Raw genomic sequence first — 20333 nt, 5'->3', positions numbered from 1 at the left:
GCGCGATGAAAAACGCCTTCGTCACCCTCGTCACCAATGCCGATTACGCGATGGGCGCGACGGCGCTGGCCCGATCGATCAGGTTGACCGGGACCACGGCCGAGATCGTCGTGCTGTATACGGCTGCGGTCTCAGCTTCCGACCTTGGCCCGCTCGAGGCCCTAGGCTGCAGGCTGGTGGAAGTCGCGCACCTTCCGCTGTCCGACGCGTTCAACGACCGTCACGCCCGAAAGAACCTGCATGGGGCGGCGCCCTTTACCAAAGGCAACAAGCCGGAGTTCCACACGCCGCTCGACAACTTCTGCAAGCTGCGCCTGTGGCAGCTGACCGACTACGACAAGGTCGTTTTCGTCGATGCGGACGCGCTGGTGCTGAAGAACATAGACAAGCTGTTCGCCTATCCGGAGTTTTCCGCGGCACCGAACGTCTACGAGAGCATGGCCGACTTCCACCGGATGAACTCCGGCGTCTTCGTAGCCAAACCCTCGCTGCAGACCTTCGACGCCATGATGGCAGCGCTGGATGTGCCCGACGTCTTCTGGCGCCGCACCGACCAGACGTTTCTGGAACACTTCTTTCCGGACTGGCACGGCCTGCCGGTGACCATGAACATGCTGCAATATGTATGGTTCGCCATGCCGGATCTCTGGAACTGGAAGAGCATCGGCATCCTCCACTACCAGTATGAAAAGCCCTGGGAGAAGAATCACCCGAAGGCGCAGCAGTTGAAGCCGCTGATCGATCTCTGGCGGGACTTCTACGAAGGCCGCACACCTGACATCGCCGCGCTCCCCAATCCGGCGCGCCTCCCATGAAGGTCCTCGTCTCCGGCGGAACCGGGCTCGTTGGCCGCTATGTCGTAGAGGCGCTGCTGGATGCCAGCTATGAGGTGATTGTCGGCGGCCGGACACGGCCGCAAACCGACCTGTTCTCGAAACCAGTCGAATTCGTCCCCCTCTCGCTCGATCCCGATCTCGACCAGAGTGATGTCTTCACCAATGCCGATTTCTTCGTCCACGCCGCCTTCGACCACGTCGCGGGAAGATACCGGGGCGGCGAAGGCGACGATCCCACGCGGTTTGCCCGCATGAACCTCGATGGCACGATGAAACTGTTCGAGACTGCCAAACGAGCCGGTCTCCGCCGCGCCGTCCTCATCTCCAGCCGCGCTGTCTATGACGGCCTGCCTGACGGGTTGCCGCTGATCGAAGACACGGATCTTTCACCGACAAGTCTCTACGGCGAGATCAAGCATAAAGGCGAATTGGCAGTCGCCGGGCTTTGCGACCCGGACTTTTCGACTGCAAGCCTGCGGTTGACTGGTGTCTATGGACATCTGAGACCCAACAAATGGGATCAGATGTTTGAAACCTACCGTTCCGGCGGCGTCATCGAACCGCGTGCGGGAACGGAAGTAAACGGCAGCGATGTCGGCTCCGCCGTTCGTTTGATGCTGGAAGCCGAGGCCGTCAGGATCGCCGGCGAAAGTTTCAACGTGTCAGACATACTCACCGATCGAAGCGAGATCCTCAGTCACGTCGACAATGGCCGCCGCTTGCCCGAGAAGGCTGATCTGTCGCAAGTGCGCGTCATGCCGACGGCAAAGATCGAGGCGCTTGGCTGGAGGGGCGGTGGCAAACCGCTGCTTGCGCAAACAATTCGCCGCCTCGCCTCCTCCTGATCTCATCCACGCTACGACCTAGTGGGACGAGGCGCGTTGCGTCTTGGCCTCTTGCTTCGTCTTGTCGATCTGCTTCATGTGCTCTTCAGCCCACTTCTGGCCGGCGTCGCCGCCCCACAGAAGCCAGGCAATGTAACCAGCAGATGGGTTGCCGTCGTCGCCGAAATTGTCGGAGCGCTTGTCGACATTGTGACGCTTGAAGTAGCTCACCATCCGCTTCACCGTCTGTTCCGACAGATGCTTGCGATGCTGAAGATCGCGAGCGCGTGCTATCCCGACCGTCGTGCCGCCGCGGCGGTATTCGGCGCGCAGCTTCAAGCCCTTCTCGGCCGCAGCCGCAACGTCGGCCGGCGGCTTGTGGTCAAGCTGCGATGGTTTGGACGGGCTGCGCGCGCGAGTCTTAGACTGCTCGTGCTGATGTTCGTGCGAAGATCTTTCAGCCATCGGTCTTCTTCAGCTCCGATTGGCTTTTCAAAACCTTGTCGCCGTCTTCCTGCTTGACGAGGAAGGCGGGCTTGTCGGCATCCGCCTTGCGCTTGATCGTCTTGCCCTTGATCTTGCGCTCGACATCCTTGGTGAACTTCTCGGCGACCTTACCTTCGGCCTTCGACTTTCCCCATTTCCATTCGACTTCGTTTCCGACGCTGATCTTCTGCATGGATCATCTCCTTCTACTCCTGAAAAAACTCAAGGGAGCAAAGGATGTTCCAACATCAGTCTTTCAGATCGAGATCGCCATCGCGCCAGACCACGTGTTTCGGGCTCGCAGGCAGATCTTCGATTTCCTCCGCGATAAAATACGGCGGGATATCCAGCGCCTTCAGCGAGTCCCTCGTCGCCTTGACCCACTTGAACTCGAGTTCGTGCGTGTCGACGATCCGGTGGACGATCTCGGTCGGGTGAAACGGGAAACTCTCCGGCAGCTCCATCAGATAGTAGAAGCCGAGTTCGTGCCAGTCGCGCTCTTCATAGCGGAAGAAGTTCTCGACCGCCCACAGCAGCCGTCCGACTTTCACCTCCGCCCCGAGTTCCTCGACCATCTCGCGTTTCAGGGTTTCCTCGGAGGTTTCGCCCACTTCCGCGCGTCCGCCGGGAAAGGTCCAGAACGTCTCATGCACGGCGCGGTGCACCAGCACATGGCCATCGCGGAAACCAAGCCCCGCGATGCGCATCTGAAAAATGCGCTTCGGCTTGAACTTCATCCGGATGCGCAAATCCTGGGGTTCGTCGCTTTTACTCATCGTCGAAACTGATCCTGAACTGGGCCGCTTCCATATCCTTGGGCGGCTGCAGGCCGAGATGCTTCCAGGCGACTGCCGTCAGCACCCGTCCCCGCGGCGTGCGCTGGATAAAGCCCTGCTGGATCATGTAGGGCTCGATAATATCCTCAATCGCGTCGCGCGGCTCCGAAAGTCCCGCCGCGATCGTCTCGATACCCACGGGCCCGCCGCCGAAGTTGACGGCGATCATGTTGAGATAGCGCTTGTCGAGCTGGTCGAAACCGGCGTGGTCGACATTGAGGCGGATCAGCGCCTCGTCGGCGATCTCCTTGGTCACGGCTTCCGCACGCGCCACTTCGGCAAAATCGCGGACACGGCGCAACAGCCGTCCGGCGATACGCGGCGTGCCACGGGCGCGCCGTGCGATCTCGCGCGCGCCGCCATCGGTCATCGGCAGGTTCATCAGGCGCGCACCACGCCGGACGATACCTTCCAGTTCCTCGACCGTGTAGAACGACAAGCGCACGGGAATGCCGAACCGGTCGCGCAGCGGCGTCGTCAACAGCCCGATACGGGTGGTGGCAGCAACCAGCGTGAATTTCGACAGGTCGATCTTCACCGACCGTGCCGACGGCCCTTCGCCGATGATCAGATCGAGCTGAAAATCTTCCATCGCTGGATAGAGGATTTCCTCGACCGCCGGGTTGAGACGGTGGATTTCATCGATGAACAGCACGTCTCGGTCTTCGAGATTGGTCAGAAGCGCCGCCAGATCGCCGGCCTTTGCAATCACAGGACCGGAGGTCGAGCGGAAATTGACGCCCAGTTCCTTGGCCATGATCTGCGCAAGCGTGGTCTTGCCGAGACCCGGCGGGCCGACGAACAGCACGTGATCCAGGGCCTCGCCCCGGTTCTTGGCGGCCTCGATGAAGATCTTGAGGTTGGCGCGAGCCTCTGCCTGCCCGGTAAACTCGTCGAGCGACTGCGGGCGCAGCGCCGTATCGAAATCTTCGCCCCGTTTTTCCGGCGAGATGAGGCGGTTTTCGTCGGTCATGCAAGAATTTCCATCTCGGGCGCGCAGGATGCGGCCTTTGTGTCTGATGTCAAGGAGCAGTGGCACCGGCCATGTGGAGCAGCAACTCTCGGCACGCCGCGATCCTTGATCGCTATCCTGATCTGACCTTCAAGAGCCATGGTCGTGAACGCACCCAATCTGTTACTTCCCGCAATTGTCCGGCCCTACCGATATCCCCGTACCCCGGATATCACGACCTCGCCAGTTCCTTCAGACCCAGCCGGATCAGCTTGGCGCTGTCGGCATCCTCACCGGCTGCCTTCAAAGCAGCGGCGACTGCATTGGCCGCCTGATCGCGAGAATAGCCAAGATTGGTGAGCGCCGAGACCGCATCGCTGACGGGCGCAGACGCCACGCCCTCGCCCAGTTCCTGCTTGAAGCCGATATTGGCGGATGCCTCGCCGGCAAAGGCGGGCGCCTTGTTCTTGAGTTCTGTGACAATGCGGACGGCGACCTTGGGGCCGACGCCGGGTGCCCGCGACACTGCGGTCTTGTCCTGCAGCGCAATCGCATTGGCCAGTTCGCCCGGTGTCAGCGTTGAGAGCAAGGCCAGCGCCACCTTGGCGCCGACGCCCTGCACGCTCTGCAGGAGGTTGAACCACTCGCGCTCCAGTGCCGACAGGAAGCCGAACAGTTTCAGCTGGTCCTCGCGCACATAGGTCTCGATAAACAGCACCGCCGCTTCGCCCACATTGAGGCGGGCCAGCGTGCGGGCCGAACAGAAGGCTTCGTAGCAGACGCCGTGCACGTCAACGAGCGCGTAGTCCTCGCCGATCTCGTCGATAGTGCCTTTGAGCTTGCCGATCATGTTTTAGGTCCGCCGCTGAGGATGAAGGAGAATGGGTTCCGGAAATCATGATGCCGAGCATCGGGAAACAGGCACGATAGCGCGCTGCATCGCGCGTCAGAAGCCGATGCGAGCGTACGGCCTCTGCCGAAATACCTACTGAGGGCGGCAGAACAAGTCAAGAACAGAAGAGGCTGATGCGTCAGCCGGCCAAAGCTTGGCGCATGCGGTTTGCAACGCGGTTATGGGCGTGGCAGATGGCGATCGCCAGCGCGTCGGCGGCATCATTACCCTTGAACTCCGCCTTCGGCATCAGGATCTTCACCATCATGTGGATCTGCTGCTTCTCGCCGTGGCCAACGCCGATGACGGCTTTCTTGACCGCGTTTGGCGCATATTCGGAAACAGGCAACCCGGCACGCGCCGGCACCAGCATCACGACGCCACGCGCCTGACCAAGCTTCAGCGTCGCCACCGCATCCTTGTTGACGAACGTCTGCTCGACCGCCGCCTCGTCTGGCGTGTAGGTATGCACAACTTCGGCCAGACCATCGTGCAGCTGGCAGAGGCGCGAGGCGAGGTCGATGTCACCGTCGGACACGACCGTCCCCGATGCCACAAAGCGCAACGAGTTTCCCAATGTCTCGATAACACCCCACCCTGTGCGGCGAAGCCCCGGATCGATGCCGATGATGCGAATCGGTTTTGTCATGGCAACTGTTGTGTCACGCCGGGAATCCTGCGCCAAGGCCGAAACGCGGAGTGACTCTGCAGGCCAACATGCGGACCGAAGCCGTCGGAAGCGTTCATCTTTTGTTAACCATAACCGCATCGTTTTGGGCAGAAGTGGTGATCCAACCGCAACAACCTTTTCCTAATGGCGTTGGTTCGTCACAAAGGGTTTCTTAAGAATCACGAGGAGGCGCCCGAATGATACGGGACTATGATCGGAATGAGACCGAGCTGCGCGATCTTCGCAGAACCGCCGACATCCTGGACGGCGGTCTGCGCCGCTTTGCAAGCGGTGATATCCGCACCACACTTGATGAACCCATGCCCCTGCGTTTCGAGGGCATGCGCCGCGATTTCAATCGTGGACTCGCAACAATCGACCGGACCATCGGCACCGTCGTTTCGAGTGTCGAGACGATGCGGGCCGACACCGAAGCCATGGCCGCCATCCTGCGCAGCCAGGCTCAGGCCCGCCAGGATCAGGCAGACAGAATTACCCGCGCCAAGTCAAAGACCGGCGCGCATGAGAGAAGCGCCAAGCAGCGTCAGGCAATTACCCGTCATGTCGGCACGATCGCCCACAACACCAAGCTCGACATTCGCCGACCGCGCGAAGCGGTTGCTGCCGCGTTGAAGCTGATCGAGACTATGGAACTGTCGGCCGGCACGCCCAGTGCTACAGGCATGAGCGCAATCCGCGCCAAGACCGAAGAGATCGAGCGCGAACTGCGTGCGATCGGCCTTTACGTCGATGCATTGGCCCAAAATGTCGAGGAACTGACCGAATCCGCCGATGCTCAGGCGGCCGAGGCCGAGGCTATCCGTGGCGAACTCGACGAAATGGCCAAGGCAAAGGATGCCCAGGCCCCCGAAATCCTGACCACGCCGCTTGTTCTCGACAGCCTGAACCGCAGCATCGGCGAGATCGATCGCGCTGCCGCACGCTACTCCGACGTGACAATTTTGCCGGCGCCACCAGTCTTTCCGCCTGAAGGATCGCCCCCGTCGTCGGGAGGTCGCAAGCCCTTCCTGCGCCTGATCAAGACCTGAGGCAGCGACCTCACTGTCGGACCTCCACCGACCCCGCCTAGCGACTTTCATCGCCGGCGGGGTCGTATTTGCAAGACCGGCTGCCTAGATAGGGAGAACACTTTTACCTATCCATTTCAGGATATGCCGATGATACCGTTTTCCATTCTCGACCTTTCGCTGATCGGCGAAGGCTATTCCGTCAGCCAGGCGCTCGACCAGTCCCGTCTGCTGGCGATCAAAGCCGAACAGCATGGCTATAACCGTCTCTGGCTTGCCGAACACCATGGCATGCCGGGCATTGCCAGCGCTGCCACGGCGCTCGTCATCGCCCATGTCGGGGCCGCGACCAAGACCATCCGGGTTGGCTCCGGTGGCATCATGCTGCCGAACCACTCTCCCCTCGTGATCGCCGAACAGTTCGGCACGCTGGAAGCGCTGCTCCCCGGCCGCGTCGATCTCGGCCTCGGCCGTGCGCCCGGAACCGACATGCGAACGGCAAATGCGCTGAGACGCAATCTCGATGCCGGCGCGGAGAACTTCCCGCAGGATATCGTTGAGCTCAAGCATCTGCTCGGAACGCCCGTCCCGAACCAGGCAATCCTTGCCGTGCCGGGAACCGAGGCGAATGTGCCGATCTGGCTGCTCGGCTCCTCGACCTACAGCGCCCATGTGGCGGCAGTTTTGGGTCTGCCTTACGCGTTTGCCTCGCATTTTGCGCCAGATATGCTGCTCGACGCGATCGCCATCTACCGCGATCGCTTCCAGCCCTCGGCGGATCTCGACAAACCGTATGTGATGGCCGGTGTCATGGGTGTGGCAGCAGATACGGATGAGGAAGCAAACAGGCTCTTCACCTCGTCGCAGCAGCAGTTTGTCAACCTGCGCAAGAACGTGCGCGGCCTTTTCCCGAAACCGCTCGATACGATGGACGGTTTCTGGACGCCGATGGAGAAGATGAATGTGGAGCACACGTTGCGCTACGCAGCGGTCGGCTCGCCACGAACCATCGAACGCAAGCTCGGTGAGTTCCTGGCCGAAACCCAGGCCGACGAGCTCATCATCTCGATGCCGATCCACGATATCGACAAGCGTCTCCGCTCGGTGGAATTGTTTTCGCAGCTGTCGCTGATGGATAGCCAGCTGCAGCGAGCCGCGTAAACGAATACGGGCCGGTCTCAACGACCGGCCCGCTTCATTTCATGACTAGAGAGGCGATCAGGCCGACAACTTGGCCATGACCTCATCAGAGACTTCGAAGTTCGAATAGACGTTCTGCACGTCGTCGTCGTCTTCGAGATTGCCAATCAGCTTCATCAGCGACAGCGCACGTTCCTCGTCGACTTCGATCGTGTTCTGCGGCTTCCAGATCGACTTGACGGTCTCGGCACCGCCGAGCGTGGCGTCGAGTGCCTTGGAGACTTCACCGAGCGCCTCGAACCCGCAGATGATCGTGTGGCCTTCCTCGTCGGAAATCACATCGTCCGCACCGGCCTCGATCGCAGCTTCCATGACCGTATCCGCATCGCCGACTGACGCCTTGTAGGTGATCTCGCCGACATGGTCGAAGGAGAAGGACACCGAACCGGTTTCGCCAAGAGCGCCGCCGGCCTTCGTGAAGATCGAGCGAACGTTGGAGGCGGTACGATTGCGGTTATCGGTCAGCGCTTCGACGATCACGGCTGTGCCGCCGGGACCGTAGCCCTCGTAACGCACCGCGTCGTAGTTCTCGGCGTCGGCGCCCGAAGCCTTCTTGATGGCCCGGTCGATATTGTCCTTCGGCATCGACTGAGCCTTGGCGTTTTGAACGGCAAGGCGCAGCGCCGCGTTCATATCCGGGTCGGGTAGACCGGATTTTGCCGCAACGGTGATTTCGCGTGCAAGCTTGGAGAACATCTTGGAACGGATACCGTCCTGCTTGCCCTTGCGGTGCATGATGTTCTTGAACTGTGAATGGCCAGCCATGGCACCCCTGTCTGCATCATTATCTGGAATTGTGCCGCCTTATAGTTTCGAAGCGGAGGCCGTTCAAGAGCCTTTCGGATGAGGAACAAACCCCGCCCCGCCTCCGTTCTTCAACCGCACGACAAAGAAGGAGAATTATAGATGGCGAGCCTTACCGAAGCACGCGAAGCCCCCGAACGTCAGATGTGGGACGAAATCAACGGAATCCATGCGGGCATGCTCGGCATCGAAGGTGCGCACATGCACTTCCAGCCGATGGCGCCGAATGTCGATTCCGAGACCAACACGATCTGGTTCTATACCAGGACCGATACGGATCTGGTGAAGGCGCTCGGCACAGCCTCCCGCGCCCACTTCAACGTGGTCGGCAAGGATCACGATTACCACGCCTGCCTCTCGGGCACCCTGGAAGTCCGCAAGGACGAGGCGAAGATCGATGAATACTGGAGCGCCGTGACGGCTGCCTGGTACGAACACGGTAAGTCCGATCCGCATCTGACCATGCTGGCCTTCCGCGTCGACGACGCCGAAATCTGGGCGTCGACCGACAGCACGCTCAAGTTCGGCTGGGAAATCGCCAAGGCGAACCTCAACGACGAGAAGATGCCGGAAGTCGGCGTCAACAAGCGCCTGACCTTCACGCGTCACGCCTGATCAAACGAAAGACAGGGGCTTAAACAGCCCCTGTCACAGCCCTCGCGGCACCATGATCGTCGGCTTCTTCGGCAGGCTGCGCATCGACACGGTGATCGTCTCGCTTGGCGCGTAGGCGATCTCGAACTTGCCGTCGAACATCGACAGGAACCGCTCGAGCGGCGGTCCGAAACGGTGCATCGGCAGGATCAGCGACGACCGCAGCCGTTGAACGACGCGGCTCATGCTGTCCGCCCCCATCGTCAAACCACCATCGACCGGCACCATCAGAATATCGAGCCGACCGATCTGCGTGTACTGCTGTTCGTTGAGTTCGAAATGCAGGTGGCCGAGATGCCCGATGCAGAGACCGGCGACTTCGAAGATGAAGATCGAGTTGCCGTCCGGCTCGATCCCGCCGCCCCAGTTGCGGATATCCGAGACGACATTGCGGATATAGACATCCCCGACCATTTCCCGATGCTCGGCCTTTTCACCCGGCACATCGCTCCATCCGCGCATCACGTGGGCGATCGCAGGATCCGGCATCATCGTGTAGTGGGTGGAATGCGCCTTGTTCATCGTCACCACGTCAGGCATCCGCGACGGCTGGTGAACGCCGCTGTAATCGGTGGCGATGCCGATACCGTCGGGGCTCTCGATAAAATAGGTCGAGTGGCCGACGAAGGTTATCTTCACCTCTTCCCGCGCCGACAGGTTTACCGGTTTGACGACTGGCGCAAGCGTGGGACCCGAGGGATTGAAGCTGGCATAGCGGACATGGGGGAAATTCTCGCCCGGCAGGTTCTGCGCAATCGCCTGGCATTGGCTGACCGGCAACCCGCCCTCCTGCGCCAGCGCCGATATGGCGGATAGAATGAGAGCCGAAAAACCGAATGCCAGCGTTCGCAGCTTCATGCCACACCCCGAACCGCGTTGCGAAAAATCGAGCCGATGCGTTCATGCCATTCCGGGGCTCAGGATGCGGCAAGCATGGCGAAGCGTCCAGCGACGAAGCGCCGTGGTCGTCTCACAATCATGTCATTGAGTGGTTAGCGCCTCAACGCGTCCGGCAGACGAAGGGCAGAAATGAGCTCGCTGTCCCAAAGTTCATCGCGGCCATGGTGAGGCGATTGGCAAGATCGATATCACCCTTGGACGACGGGCACACATCCGCACCGTTGGAGCAGCCGGCTGCAATGAAAGCATTGTTTCCATCGATAAAGGCGCGGGTAATGTCCCGATCTTTGGACATGGAAAGCAGGTCTTGCCAGGCTTTGGCGTAGAAACTGCACTTCTTCTGAGCCCACGTTCCGGCTGAAGGCTGGACGCTTTGCTGTGCCGATGCCCCGAAAACCGGAAGCATCAGAACCGCAAACAGAAGCAGCGCCCGAACCATTCTACCGCCAGAAGCTCGGAATGGTCTCCGCGAGCCGCGGCCCGATCCGGAGCGGCTCGATCTTCTCGGCCAGTCCCGTGGTGTCGGAAATCTCGATGCCGAGACCGCAGATCGTTGCGGGGCCGTTTGCCGCCTCGAAACGGCCTTTCGGCATTTTCGAGATGAACCGGTTGAGCGGCTCTTCCTTGTCCATGCCAAGCGACGAGTCGTAGTCGCCGCACATTCCGGCATCCGACATGTAGCCGGTGCCGCCGTTCAGGATCTGGCAGTCGGCGGTCGGCACATGCGTGTGCGTGCCGACGACGAGCGACGCACGACCATCGACGAAATGGCCGAAACACTGCTTTTCGCTGGTGGCTTCCGCATGGAAGTCGAAGATGATGGCATCCGCCTGTTCCTTCAGCGGGGCCGCGGCAAGGATCGCCTCGGCGGACTTGAAGGGATCGTCGAGTTCCGGATGCATGAAGACCCGGCCCATGATGTTGGCGACGAGGATGCGGGCGCCGTTGCGGCCGTAGAAGATGCCGGATCCCTTGCCGGGCGTGCCGGCCGGATAGTTGGCCGGGCGCAGGAACTGGTCGTGGCGGCCGGCAAACCCGACGGCTTCCTTCTGGTCCCAGACATGGTTGCCGGTGGTGACGACGTCGGCACCGGCATTGATCGTCTCGAGAAAGATCTCTTCGGTAATGCCGAAACCGCCGGCGGCATTCTCGCCATTGACGATGACGAAGTCGAGTTTCAGGTCGGACACCAGCCCCGGCAACTTGTCCCAAACCGCCGTACGGCCGGTTTTGCCGACCATGTCACCCAGAAACAAAAGACGCATGCTTGTCCAATCTACGCGGGCATATCCGCGAACGGCCGATAGCCGCTTTCGGTCAAGACGGCATCGAGCTTCATATCATGAGGTTCTTCAGGCACTGATGCCACTTCCTGGCAGTCGAATGCAATGCCGATCAACCGCGGGTTCAAGCCTTTTTCGCGCAAACGGTGAATGGCCCGGTCATAATATCCGCCGCCATAGCCGATCCGGTGACCGCGGGCGTCGAATGCGGCCAGTGGCACGAGCATGATCTCGGGCTCGAGTTCTTCCTCCTCGGGTCCAGGACCCGAGGTCCCGAACGTACCGGGCACAAGCACCGTCTCAGGCGTCAGTTCGCGAAACACGATCGTTTCCTTGTCGAGGACGACCGGCACGCAGATGCGCCCGCCGCGATCCCGCAGCAATGCCATCAGAGGATGGAGATCCACCTCGGATCGGATCGGCAGAAAGCCCGACACGATCGCTCCGGCATGCAACTCGATTGCCCCGGCGCCATGAACGGCAAGCGCTTGGCTCTTTCCGACCCTATCCGAAACAGACAGAGCGTCTCTCGCGGCGAGGCTCTGGCGCCGCAGTTCCGTCTTGCGTAAGCGATTGTCGGAAAAAGCCTCGCTCATCGGTCCCGTGCCGTCAGTCTGGTGCTCGGCTGAGCAGCAGCTTGTCGATACGACGTCCGTCGAGATCGATCACCTCGAAGGTCCAGCCTCGCGTGGTGAACTTCTCGCCCAGTTCCGGCAGATGCTTCAGCTCGTCGAGAACGAAGCCTGCAACGGTCTCGTAACCCGGGTCATCCTCGATCGGCACGCCCATCTGCGCGGAGAACTCGTCGACTGCCATCCAGCCGGCGACGAGATAGGATCCGTCGTCGCGCGCGACGATGGCGGGTTCTTCAACCTCGTCCTCCTGGAACACACCGGTGATGGCTTCGAGCACGTCGCCGGAGGTGATGATACCTTCGAAATGGCCGTATTCGTCATAGACGAGAACCATATGTGCCGGTGACTTGCGCAGGGCCTGGATGACGTCGAGCGCGCCGGTCAGGTCGGAAACGACAGGCGCTTCGCGCATCAGCGAGGCGGGATCGCCGCCCCTGCCGCCGGCCATGAATTCATAGGCGTCCTTGACGAAGAGCACGCCCTGGATCTCGTCCGACGAGCCCTTGCGTACCGGCAGACGCGAGCGTGTCGTCGCCCGCAGCTGCGCACGAAGCTCGTCCGGCTCATCTTCGGTATCGAGCACCTCCACATCGCGGCGTGGCGTCATGAGGCCGCGCGCGGTACGGTCGGCCAGTCGCATGACGCCTGATATCATCGCCGATTCCTCGGTCTCGATCACGCCCGCGCTATGTGCCTCGGCAAGCACGGTGCGGATTTCCTCGTCGGTGACTTTCTCGTTCGATTCCCCGCTCTGGCCGAGAAGGGCCAGAAGAAACCGACCCGAGATGTCGAGAAACCACACGACCGGGGCACCGATTGTCGCGACCATCTTCATCGCCGGCGCAACTTTGGCGGCCACGAGCTCAGGCGCCCGCAATGCGATCTGCTTCGGAACGAGTTCGCCGACAATCAGCGACATATAGGTGATGACCACGACGACACCGCCGACGCCGAGCCAGTCGGCGAAGTTTTGCGGCATGCCCTGCTCGGACAGCCAGTTGGTCAGACGGGTGCCGAGCGTTGCACCGGAAAACGCGCCGGAGAGAACGCCGACAAGGGTGATGCCGATCTGAACGGAGGAGAGGAAGCGGCCCGGATCTTCAGCCAGCTTGATGGCGGCAGCTGCGCCACGATTTCCCTGCTCTGCCATGACCCGGAGGCGCACGGGACGCGAGGACACGACGGCAAGTTCCGACATTGCGAGGACACCATTGAGAATGGTGAGTGCAACGACGATGAATATTTCGGTTAACAAAAGGGGCTCTTAATCTGGAACAATATCCTGCCTGCAAAACTGACGCCACGGCCCACTTCAACGAGAACCGTTATCGAACGCACCCTATGGGCGCGTCGGCGCTGCTTCGCGCACAGTTCGGAAAACCGCCCGCAATCCTTGGGGGTTCTCGGAGCTATGCACCTTCGCTCGCGGTGGAATCATAGGGTCAGCATGCGTCCAATGCAATGGCCGTCACTGTGGAACTTGCGAGCGTCCGGTCGGAAAGGGAGAAATCACGCCGTCAGGTCGATCAGCAGTTCGGCGCGGGTGCCGCTTTCGCGCGGCACATATTGGATGGAAGCACCAAGCGTTGCCGCCATCGACTTGACGATTCGACTGCCAAGACCCGTGCCCTTCGGCATGTCGCCTTCCTTCCAGCCGACGCCGTCGTCCTCAACCGCAAGCAGCGCCTTGTCATCATCCTGCCGCTTGAGAAGCACACGCACCTCGCCCTCAGCGCCCGGCGGATAGGCATATTTCAGCGCATTGGTGAGAAGTTCGGTCACGATCATCCCGACGGAGACGGCCCGGTCGGACTTCAGCGAGAGTTCGTCGGCCTGCAAAAGGATCGTCGCGCTCTGGTGATCGTTGACCGTACCCTGCACTTCCTTGACCAGAGTGCCGAGATACTTGTCCATCTCCACCTGGCGCACGTCGTCGGACGTATAAAGGCTGCGGTGCATGCCGGCGATCGCGGAGATGCGCGCCTGCGTCTCCGACAGGGCCGCCTTGACGTCGTCGTTCTTGCTGCTCGACACCTGGAGACGGATCAGCGCGGCGACCAGCGCCAGGCTGTTGGCGACGCGGTGGTTGACTTCCGTCAACAGCACCTCGGCGCGTTCCTTGCCAAGCCGGATCTCCTGATCGGCGCGCTCCTTGGCGCGGCGAAGCTCGGCGGTCGCAATCCCCTGGCCGATCGCGCTCTGCATCAGCGGCCAGAACTCGTCGCCCACCGTCTTGATGACATAGTCGGACGCACCGTTCTTCAGCGCGTCGATCGCGATCGTCGCATCGCTCGAACCTGTGACGTAGATGACCGGGAGCCCCACCCCCATCTCGTTCAGCCTGTGAAGGATTTCGAGGCCGGTACCGGTGCTGAGATAGTGGTCGAGAACCACTGCGTGCACGCCACCCTTCTCAACGGTCTCCATTGCCGCGGACAGATCCACGGCATGGACGACCTGATAGCCGAAGCGACCCAGATTGCGCACGGCAAGCCGCGCAAGGGCAAGGTCGTCATCGACGTAGAGAATGGTGTGCTGCATCACGTCTCGTCATTGTCCGGGAATTTGCATCACGGCAAAGAACAGACCGAGCTGTCTGATGGCGTGCGCGAAACTCTCATAATCCACTGGCTTCGTTATATAAACGTTGGCACCGAGATCGTAGCACCGCTGGATCTCTCGCTCGTCGTCGGTCGTGGTCAGGATGACCACAGGCAGTCGCTTCGAGTGAGGGTTGGACTTCACCTTCTCAAGTATGTCAATACCCGACATATCGGGGAGGTTGAGGTCGAGAAGGATCAGCAAATACCGATCCGCATTGGCCGCTCCCAGGCGGTCAGCGCCGAGAATATAATCGAGCGCCGCGTTTCCGTTTGTGAACGGTACGATCTCGTTGTTGACGCCTGCTCGACGGACATTCTTTTCGATGAGGCGCGCATGCCCCTCGTCGTCCTCGACCATAACGATGGTAACTTCTTTGCCGGCAGCATTCATGACCCATGACTCCTGACATATTGGGACAGATCGGTGGGCAGACGGATGATGAATGTCGCACCGCCGCCCAAGGTTGACGTGATCGTAATCTCGCCACCTAAATTTCTGACTAATGATCGCACATGCGCAAGGCCGATGCCCTCGCCGGGCTGGTTCTGCACGCCGGAACGGCGGAACAGCTCGAACACCCGTTCGTGGTCTTCCGGCGCAATGCCGCGCCCGTTATCGGCAACCTCGATCCGGACGAAGCTTCGCCCGAGCGGCGTTGACGTGATCGACAGCGCCAGCGGCCGGTCGGGATGTTGGTATTTGACCGCATTGTCGAACAGGTTACCGAAAACCTGCTCCAGCGAGAACCGGTCGGTGACGAGGGTCTTTGCGGCCGACGTGGAAATCGCCACTTCGCCGCCGCCCTCGTTGACCTGATGGTAGACACTCGCGGCAGTTGCCTCCAGCAGTTCGCTCAGGTCGATCCTCTCCGGCTTCAGCTCACGCCGACCGTCGCGGGAGATCTTCAGGATGGCGTTGATCAGGCCATCCATCTTCTTGGTCGACGAACGGATAAAACCGATTGCCTCTGGAAGATCTTCCTCGACTGCAAGCCGGGCGTCCCTCACCTGAAGTTCGCTCGGCTTGACGTCATCGGCAAGCACGTAGGCGGAGATCGATTTGAGCGAACTATCCAGCTCGCTGGTAAAGCCCATGATGTTGACAAGCGGCGCTCTCAGATCGTGCGAGACGATATAGGCGTAGCGCTGGATCTCGCGGTTTGCCTGGATGAGGTCTTCGGTACGCTCGTTGACCCGCTCCTCCAATCCGGCATTCAAGGTTTCCACCTCGGCACGGGCCTTCTGAAGCTGGCGGACATGCTGGAAGACGATGGCAATCGCGCCGCCGAGAACGAGAATGATCAGGATACCGCCGCCGACGGTAAACCACTGCAGCTTTTCGGAACTTCCGCGGATCTCTCCGATTCCAGAAATCAGGTGTCCATCCAGTTCGCCGATCACGCCGCCAAGCAGGGCGCGCAATTTCTGCATGGCCTCAAGGCCCGACTGGTTGCGAACGATTGCGACTGCCTGCTCGACCTGACCCGAACTTGCGAGCGACAGCGTCGCCTGCATCTCATTGGTCTTTAGCGCGATCAGGCTGCGGATCTCGTCCAGCGGAACGCTGACTATGTCCTGATTGGCCGCCGTCCGCTCCACCTTCTGCAGCTGGAGCGGCAGCGCACCGATGGATGTCCGGTAGGGCTCGAGGAACAGCGGATCCTGCACCAAAAGGTAGCCGCGCTGTCCGGTCTCGGCGGTTTGCACAAGCAAAAGCAGATCGGCAGTGGTCGCGCGCAATGCTCTCAGCTTCGTGACGTCATCGAAATACGTCCTGGTCATCTGCGCCAGGAAGAAAGAAGACATCACGATGCCGAGCAGGATAGCCGCGCCGATGACGAGCATCAGGAGCGACGAGCGGGCGAACGTGGCTTTTGCGTTGGGCATGAAGAAGTCCGCCGATTGAAAACACGCAGACTTACTCGGAAACGGCGCGGCCATTGTCAAGCGTCAGACAGGGGCGCCTGATGCCACATCAGGGGAAAACCGGACTGGCGATCTGACGAACTCGTGTACTGGAAAAAGAAATTAGAAAAAGCGCGGACACATTCGGAACATAAACGTAAGACAACAGTTCATTCATCAGACGTTCATGTTGGGAGTTTCGACAATGTTCTTGAGCAGCCTTCAGCCTACCGCTTCATTCGCCTTTGCCCATGACCACGGCATGATGATGGAAAAGACCGCTATCGAAACGGAACTGAGTTACCTCCCCAACTTCGACAGCAGCAACCTCACTGTCGACGTGACCGGCGACTTCATTGTTCTTGAAGGCGTTGTCAGCTCCAGTGGCGACCATGCCCGCGTTATGCGGATCGCTCGCGAAATCGTCGGCTATGAGCGCGTTCTCTCCCGTGTTCTGGTCTGCTCGATCGAAAAGCGCTCGTAAGCATACCATCGACTAGACGTGCAAAACCCCGCCTTGAGCGGGGTTTTTCGTTTTTGGGCGCGACCATTGTGAATGATCGAGCCCGAATTCTGTAAGGTGCGATCCGCGGCGACCGATGGATTTTTACGATCCTGGGTGCCTACAAACGTAGGTGGGCGCCATATGTCCAAGCCCACGGGCCTGGCCAGGGACAGCTCCCTTTGGATCGAGTATGGCCCCAGGGATTGTGGTTCCTGTCGAGAAGCGCAGAACGCATTTTCAATATAAGGCTGAAGTCGATGGCGCGCCAGTGGCATCGCGAGGCATTTTTTTCTGCAGGCTTTCAGCGACGCTGAACACCGGCGTGAGACGGTCTTAGTTCGCCGGCACACGGCCGTTGAGCTTCGCGGTCAGGCCTTCGAGTCTGGATGAAAGCTCGCTCAGGGCGGAGACGACAAGCTCGTCGCTGCGGCTCTGGTTTTCAGCGGCACCGGCGCGGTTGGATTTCAGCGACTGTACCTCGCCTTCGAGCGCACCGACCTTGCGGGTCAGCTCGGAAAGCTCATCCATGATCATGATCCCGGCCATGACCGTGATGCGAAGATCACCGATCTCGCCGAACTGACCCTTCAGATGTCCGACATAGCGGTCGAATTGGTCGGCGAGATCCGTCAGGTGCTGTTCCTGACCTTCTTCGCAAGCCATCCGATAGGCTTTGCCGTCGATCGTTACCGTTACCTGGGCCATCTCTTTTTCCTTACCGGTCCAGAACCGCGCGGATCGTCTCCATCGCCGTCACCAGACGGCGGGAAACCTCGCGGTTGACCTCTTCGAGACGATTGGCCCGAAACTGCGACTGATCCAGCTCCTGCGCCAGGCGCGATCGATCGGCATGCACGCGCTTGACCTCGCCTTCCATCTCGCCCTGGTCTCTTTGCTGCTCGATGCGCACATCGACGGCATTCTCCAGCCCGCTTATCGCAGCCCGAAGTTCCGAAAGCGCCAGATCCACCGTCTTTTCTGCCGGCATGCGTATATCCCGTGAGGTCGCGATCGGCGCCGAATCGTACGGCAGCGCCTCGCCAACAAGCGCCGTAGACTATTCACCGCTTGAAAGCCGGTCAATAAAACACGCAGACGATACCGCATCGAACTGTGGATCGTCGCTGATCAAGGGCACTCGGCGGCCCTGCCGAAATAGCAGGCAGACTGTGCTAAACCCGATCATTATGTGCCACCGGTGGCCCGCCTTTTGTTGACTTGCGCGCCCCACCTGATATGGATCGGACGCTTCCTGACGAGGCCCGATCATAGGGCCTGACCGACACTCGGACGATAGTGGATTAGCCATGATTTCTCGCGAACAACACGACCGGATGGCCAATGCGATCCGTTTCCTTGCCATGGATGCCGTCGAAAAGGCGAATTCCGGACACCCGGGCATGCCCATGGGCATGGCTGACGTCGCAACGGTCCTGTTTACCAAATACCTGAAATTCGACCCGACCAAGCCGCATTGGCCCGACCGCGACCGCTTTGTGCTGTCGGCCGGCCACGGCTCGATGCTGCTGTACTCGGTACTGTATCTGACCGGCTACCCTGACATGTCCATCGACGACCTGAAGGGCTTCCGTCAGCTCGGTTCCAAGACTGCCGGACATCCGGAATACGGCCATGCGACCGGCATCGAGACCACCACCGGTCCGCTCGGCCAGGGCATCGGCAACGCCGTCGGCATGGCAATCGCCGAACGCAAGCTGCGCGAAGAATTCGGCGCCGACCTGCAGGATCACTACACATATGTGATCAACGGCGACGGCTGCCTGATGGAAGGCATCTCCCACGAGTCGATTGCACTTGCCGGCCACCTCAAGCTGAACAAGCTGATCCTGTTCTGGGACAACAACTCGATCACCATCGACGGTGCCGTGTCGCTGTCCGACTCGACGGACCAGATCGCCCGCTTCAAGGCCGTGCACTGGAACACGATCGAGATCGACGGCCACGATCAGGCAGCGATCGCAGACGCGATCGAGCAGGCCCACAAGTCCGACCGCCCAACCTTTATCGCCTGCAAGACCACGATCGGCTTCGGTTCGCCGAACAAGGCCGGCAGCCACAAGGTTCACGGTTCGCCGCTCGGCGCCGAGGAAATTGCTGCCACCCGCAAGGCACTAAACTGGGAATACGAACCCTTCGTCATCCCGAACGACGTTCTGTCCGACTGGCGCGAAGCCGGCGTCCGCTCATTGGAAGCCGTCAAGGCCTGGGAAGGCCGCCTTGCAGCGTCTGCCCATAAGGCCGAATTCGACCGCCGCTTTGCCGGTGACCTCCCTGCGGGTTTCGACACTGCCATCAACGACTTCAAGAAGAAGCTTGCTGAAACCAAGCCGACCGTTGCGACCCGCAAGGCGTCAGAAGACGTTCTGGAAGTCATCAACGGTTTCGTGCCGGAAACGCTCGGCGGCTCCGCCGACCTGACGCCATCGAACAATACCAAGACCAGCCAGATGGTCTCGATCACGCCGACGGACTTCTCCGGCCGTTACATGCACTGGGGCATCCGCGAACACGGCATGGCATCCGCCATGAACGGCGTCACCCTGCATGGCGGTCTGATCCCCTACGGCGGCGGCTTCATGATCTTCTCGGACTATTGCCGTCCACCGATCCGCCTCGCCTCCCTGATGGGTATCCGCGTCATCCACGTCCTCACGCATGACTCGATCGGCGTTGGCGAAGATGGCCCGACCCACCAGCCCGTCGAACAGGTGGCAAGCCTTCGCGCCATCCCGAACCTGATGGTGTTCCGCCCGGCCGATGCGACCGAAACGGCAGAATGCTGGCAGATCGCGCTCGAAACCAAGGATCGTCCGTCGGCGCTTGCGCTGACGCGTCAGAACCTTGCACCGGCCCGCACCGAATATTCGGAAAAGAACCTCTGCACGCTCGGCGCCTACACGCTGTCGGGCAACGCGGATGCCAAGGTCACCATCTTCGCATCCGGTTCGGAAGTCGAACTGGCGATTGCGGCGGCAAAGACGCTTGAGGAAAAGGGCGTCAGCGCACGCGTTGTTTCCGTGCCCTGCACCGAACTGTTCTTCGAACAGCCGGACGACTATCGCCGCGAGATCCTCGGCAACTCGCCGGTCAAGATTGCGGTTGAAGCAGCCGTCCGCGAAGGCTGGGATGCCTTTATCGGTCCTGAAGGCACGTTCGTCGGCATGAAGGGCTTTGGCGCTTCGGGTCCTGCCAAGGATGTCTTCAAGCACTTCGGCATCACGGCTGACGCTATCGTCGCCGCAGCCGATGCAAAGCTCGCCTGATCATTCAAATGACGGGGCGACGGTAAAACGCCCGCC

The 20333-nt window shown here is 60.5% G+C and carries 24 protein-coding genes and 1 other RNA gene; 7 read left to right on the top strand and 18 right to left on the bottom strand.

All coding sequences use genetic code 11. The features are described 5' to 3' along the window. Positions 1–5: 5 nt before the first annotated feature. Together ASF70_RS20610 and ASF70_RS20605 are read left to right on the top strand one after the other, a co-directional pair. Complete coding sequence (locus ASF70_RS20610) at positions 6–815, top strand: glycosyltransferase (RefSeq protein WP_062582422.1); 810 nt, start codon at positions 6–8, stop codon at positions 813–815. Beyond that, complete coding sequence (locus ASF70_RS20605; protein WP_062582420.1) at positions 812–1681, top strand: NAD(P)-dependent oxidoreductase; 870 nt, start codon at positions 812–814, stop codon at positions 1679–1681. The genes ASF70_RS20610 and ASF70_RS20605 overlap by 4 nt, the downstream gene beginning before the upstream one ends. A gap of 18 nt (positions 1682–1699) precedes the next feature. Here the strand turns inward: ASF70_RS20605 and ASF70_RS20600 are convergent, their stop codons facing one another. The 6 genes from ASF70_RS20600 to ruvC all read right to left on the bottom strand — a co-directional run bounded on the left by ASF70_RS20600 (position 1700) and on the right by ruvC (position 5475). Further along, positions 1700–2125 carry a hypothetical protein gene (locus ASF70_RS20600; RefSeq protein WP_348270996.1) on the bottom strand — a complete coding sequence of 142 codons (426 nt, stop codon included), beginning with the start codon at positions 2123–2125 and terminating at the stop codon, positions 1700–1702. Further along, the gene (locus ASF70_RS20595) at positions 2118–2339 is read right to left on the bottom strand and encodes a DUF2945 domain-containing protein (protein ID WP_062460771.1); all 222 of its coding nucleotides are present in this window, start codon (positions 2337–2339) and stop codon (positions 2118–2120) included. Before ASF70_RS20595 ends, ASF70_RS20600 begins: the two co-directional genes overlap by 8 nt. A 55-nt stretch (positions 2340–2394) precedes the next feature. Then, the gene (locus ASF70_RS20590) at positions 2395–2883 is read right to left on the bottom strand and encodes an NUDIX hydrolase (protein WP_244474113.1); all 489 of its coding nucleotides are present in this window, start codon (positions 2881–2883) and stop codon (positions 2395–2397) included. Between the two features lie 31 nt (positions 2884–2914). Continuing rightward, the gene (gene ruvB / locus ASF70_RS20585) at positions 2915–3955 is read right to left on the bottom strand and encodes a Holliday junction branch migration DNA helicase RuvB (protein WP_062460777.1); all 1041 of its coding nucleotides are present in this window, start codon (positions 3953–3955) and stop codon (positions 2915–2917) included. Between the two features lie 211 nt (positions 3956–4166). Next, positions 4167–4784, bottom strand: coding sequence for a Holliday junction branch migration protein RuvA (gene ruvA, locus ASF70_RS20580; RefSeq protein WP_062460779.1), 618 nt, complete (start codon positions 4782–4784; stop codon positions 4167–4169). 181 nt (positions 4785–4965) lie between these two features. Continuing rightward, positions 4966–5475, bottom strand: a complete 510-nt coding sequence (ruvC, locus tag ASF70_RS20575; protein ID WP_062460782.1) for a crossover junction endodeoxyribonuclease RuvC — start codon at positions 5473–5475, stop codon at positions 4966–4968. A 218-nt stretch (positions 5476–5693) separates the two neighbouring features. On the opposite strand from ruvC, the gene ASF70_RS20570 reads away from it, so the two are divergent. Next, positions 5694–6545 (top strand): methyl-accepting chemotaxis protein, encoded by an 852-nt coding sequence (locus ASF70_RS20570; protein WP_062582416.1) that lies wholly within the window; start codon positions 5694–5696, stop codon positions 6543–6545. A gap of 129 nt (positions 6546–6674) precedes the next feature. Then, positions 6675–7685, top strand: a complete 1011-nt coding sequence (locus ASF70_RS20565; protein ID WP_062583114.1) for an LLM class flavin-dependent oxidoreductase — start codon at positions 6675–6677, stop codon at positions 7683–7685. A gap of 57 nt (positions 7686–7742) precedes the next feature. On the opposite strand, the gene ASF70_RS20560 is transcribed toward ASF70_RS20565, so the two are convergent. Then, positions 7743–8489, bottom strand: coding sequence for a YebC/PmpR family DNA-binding transcriptional regulator (locus tag ASF70_RS20560; RefSeq protein ID WP_062460788.1), 747 nt, complete (start codon positions 8487–8489; stop codon positions 7743–7745). Positions 8490–8630: 141 nt separating this feature from the next. Here ASF70_RS20560 and ASF70_RS20555 point away from each other — a divergent pair, with 141 nt between their 5' ends. After that, positions 8631–9143 (top strand): pyridoxamine 5'-phosphate oxidase family protein, encoded by a 513-nt coding sequence (locus ASF70_RS20555; RefSeq protein ID WP_062460791.1) that lies wholly within the window; start codon positions 8631–8633, stop codon positions 9141–9143. A 33-nt stretch (positions 9144–9176) separates the two neighbouring features. Here ASF70_RS20555 and ASF70_RS20550 read toward each other — a convergent pair whose 3' ends face one another. From ASF70_RS20550 to ASF70_RS20515, 8 genes are all read right to left on the bottom strand, one after another. Beyond that, on the bottom strand, positions 9177–10040 hold the full coding sequence (locus tag ASF70_RS20550) for an MBL fold metallo-hydrolase (protein WP_062582414.1): 864 nt from the start codon (positions 10038–10040) through the stop codon (positions 9177–9179). Positions 10041–10182: 142 nt separating this feature from the next. Further along, entirely contained in the window at positions 10183–10377 is a 195-nt protein-coding gene (locus tag ASF70_RS24095; protein WP_156461898.1) for a hypothetical protein, read from the bottom strand. Positions 10378–10522: 145 nt separating this feature from the next. Beyond that, positions 10523–11347 (bottom strand): TIGR00282 family metallophosphoesterase, encoded by an 825-nt coding sequence (locus ASF70_RS20540; protein WP_062460799.1) that lies wholly within the window; start codon positions 11345–11347, stop codon positions 10523–10525. An 11-nt stretch (positions 11348–11358) separates the two neighbouring features. Then, on the bottom strand, positions 11359–11961 hold the full coding sequence (locus tag ASF70_RS20535; protein WP_062582410.1) for a 5-formyltetrahydrofolate cyclo-ligase: 603 nt from the start codon (positions 11959–11961) through the stop codon (positions 11359–11361). Positions 11962–11974: 13 nt separating this feature from the next. Continuing rightward, positions 11975–13255, bottom strand: a complete 1281-nt coding sequence (locus ASF70_RS20530; protein ID WP_082471996.1) for a hemolysin family protein — start codon at positions 13253–13255, stop codon at positions 11975–11977. A gap of 254 nt (positions 13256–13509) precedes the next feature. Continuing rightward, entirely contained in the window at positions 13510–14541 is a 1032-nt protein-coding gene (locus ASF70_RS20525) for a sensor histidine kinase (protein ID WP_062582408.1), read from the bottom strand. A 9-nt stretch (positions 14542–14550) separates the two neighbouring features. Further along, positions 14551–14994, bottom strand: coding sequence for a response regulator (locus ASF70_RS20520; RefSeq protein ID WP_062460808.1), 444 nt, complete (start codon positions 14992–14994; stop codon positions 14551–14553). After that, positions 14991–16490: an ATP-binding protein gene (locus ASF70_RS20515; RefSeq protein ID WP_174196153.1), complete on the bottom strand. Its 1500-nt coding sequence runs from the start codon at positions 16488–16490 to the stop codon at positions 14991–14993. The genes ASF70_RS20520 and ASF70_RS20515 overlap by 4 nt, the downstream gene beginning before the upstream one ends. Positions 16491–16713: 223 nt before the next feature. On the opposite strand from ASF70_RS20515, the gene ASF70_RS20510 reads away from it, so the two are divergent. Beyond that, positions 16714–16992, top strand: coding sequence for a BON domain-containing protein (locus ASF70_RS20510; RefSeq protein ID WP_062460811.1), 279 nt, complete (start codon positions 16714–16716; stop codon positions 16990–16992). Between the two features lie 96 nt (positions 16993–17088). On the opposite strand, the gene ssrS is transcribed toward ASF70_RS20510, so the two are convergent. From ssrS to ASF70_RS20495, 3 genes are all read right to left on the bottom strand, one after another. Continuing rightward, positions 17089–17247, bottom strand: a non-coding RNA gene (gene ssrS / locus ASF70_RS20505) — 6S RNA. A gap of 99 nt (positions 17248–17346) precedes the next feature. Next, positions 17347–17718, bottom strand: a complete 372-nt coding sequence (locus ASF70_RS20500) for a cell division protein ZapA (RefSeq protein ID WP_062460814.1) — start codon at positions 17716–17718, stop codon at positions 17347–17349. 10 nt (positions 17719–17728) lie between these two features. Beyond that, positions 17729–18001: a DUF4164 domain-containing protein gene (locus ASF70_RS20495; RefSeq protein ID WP_062460818.1), complete on the bottom strand. Its 273-nt coding sequence runs from the start codon at positions 17999–18001 to the stop codon at positions 17729–17731. 319 nt (positions 18002–18320) lie between these two features. Between ASF70_RS20495 and tkt the strand changes: the two genes are divergently transcribed. Further along, the gene (gene tkt / locus ASF70_RS20490) at positions 18321–20297 is read left to right on the top strand and encodes a transketolase (RefSeq protein WP_062582406.1); all 1977 of its coding nucleotides are present in this window, start codon (positions 18321–18323) and stop codon (positions 20295–20297) included. The last annotated feature ends 36 nt before the right edge of the window (positions 20298–20333 follow it).

The sequence above is a fragment of the Rhizobium sp. Leaf321 genome (assembly GCF_001423215.1).
GTDB lineage: Bacteria > Pseudomonadota > Alphaproteobacteria > Rhizobiales > Rhizobiaceae > Neorhizobium > Neorhizobium soli.
This window is presented reverse-complemented; position numbering and strand designations above follow the sequence as displayed.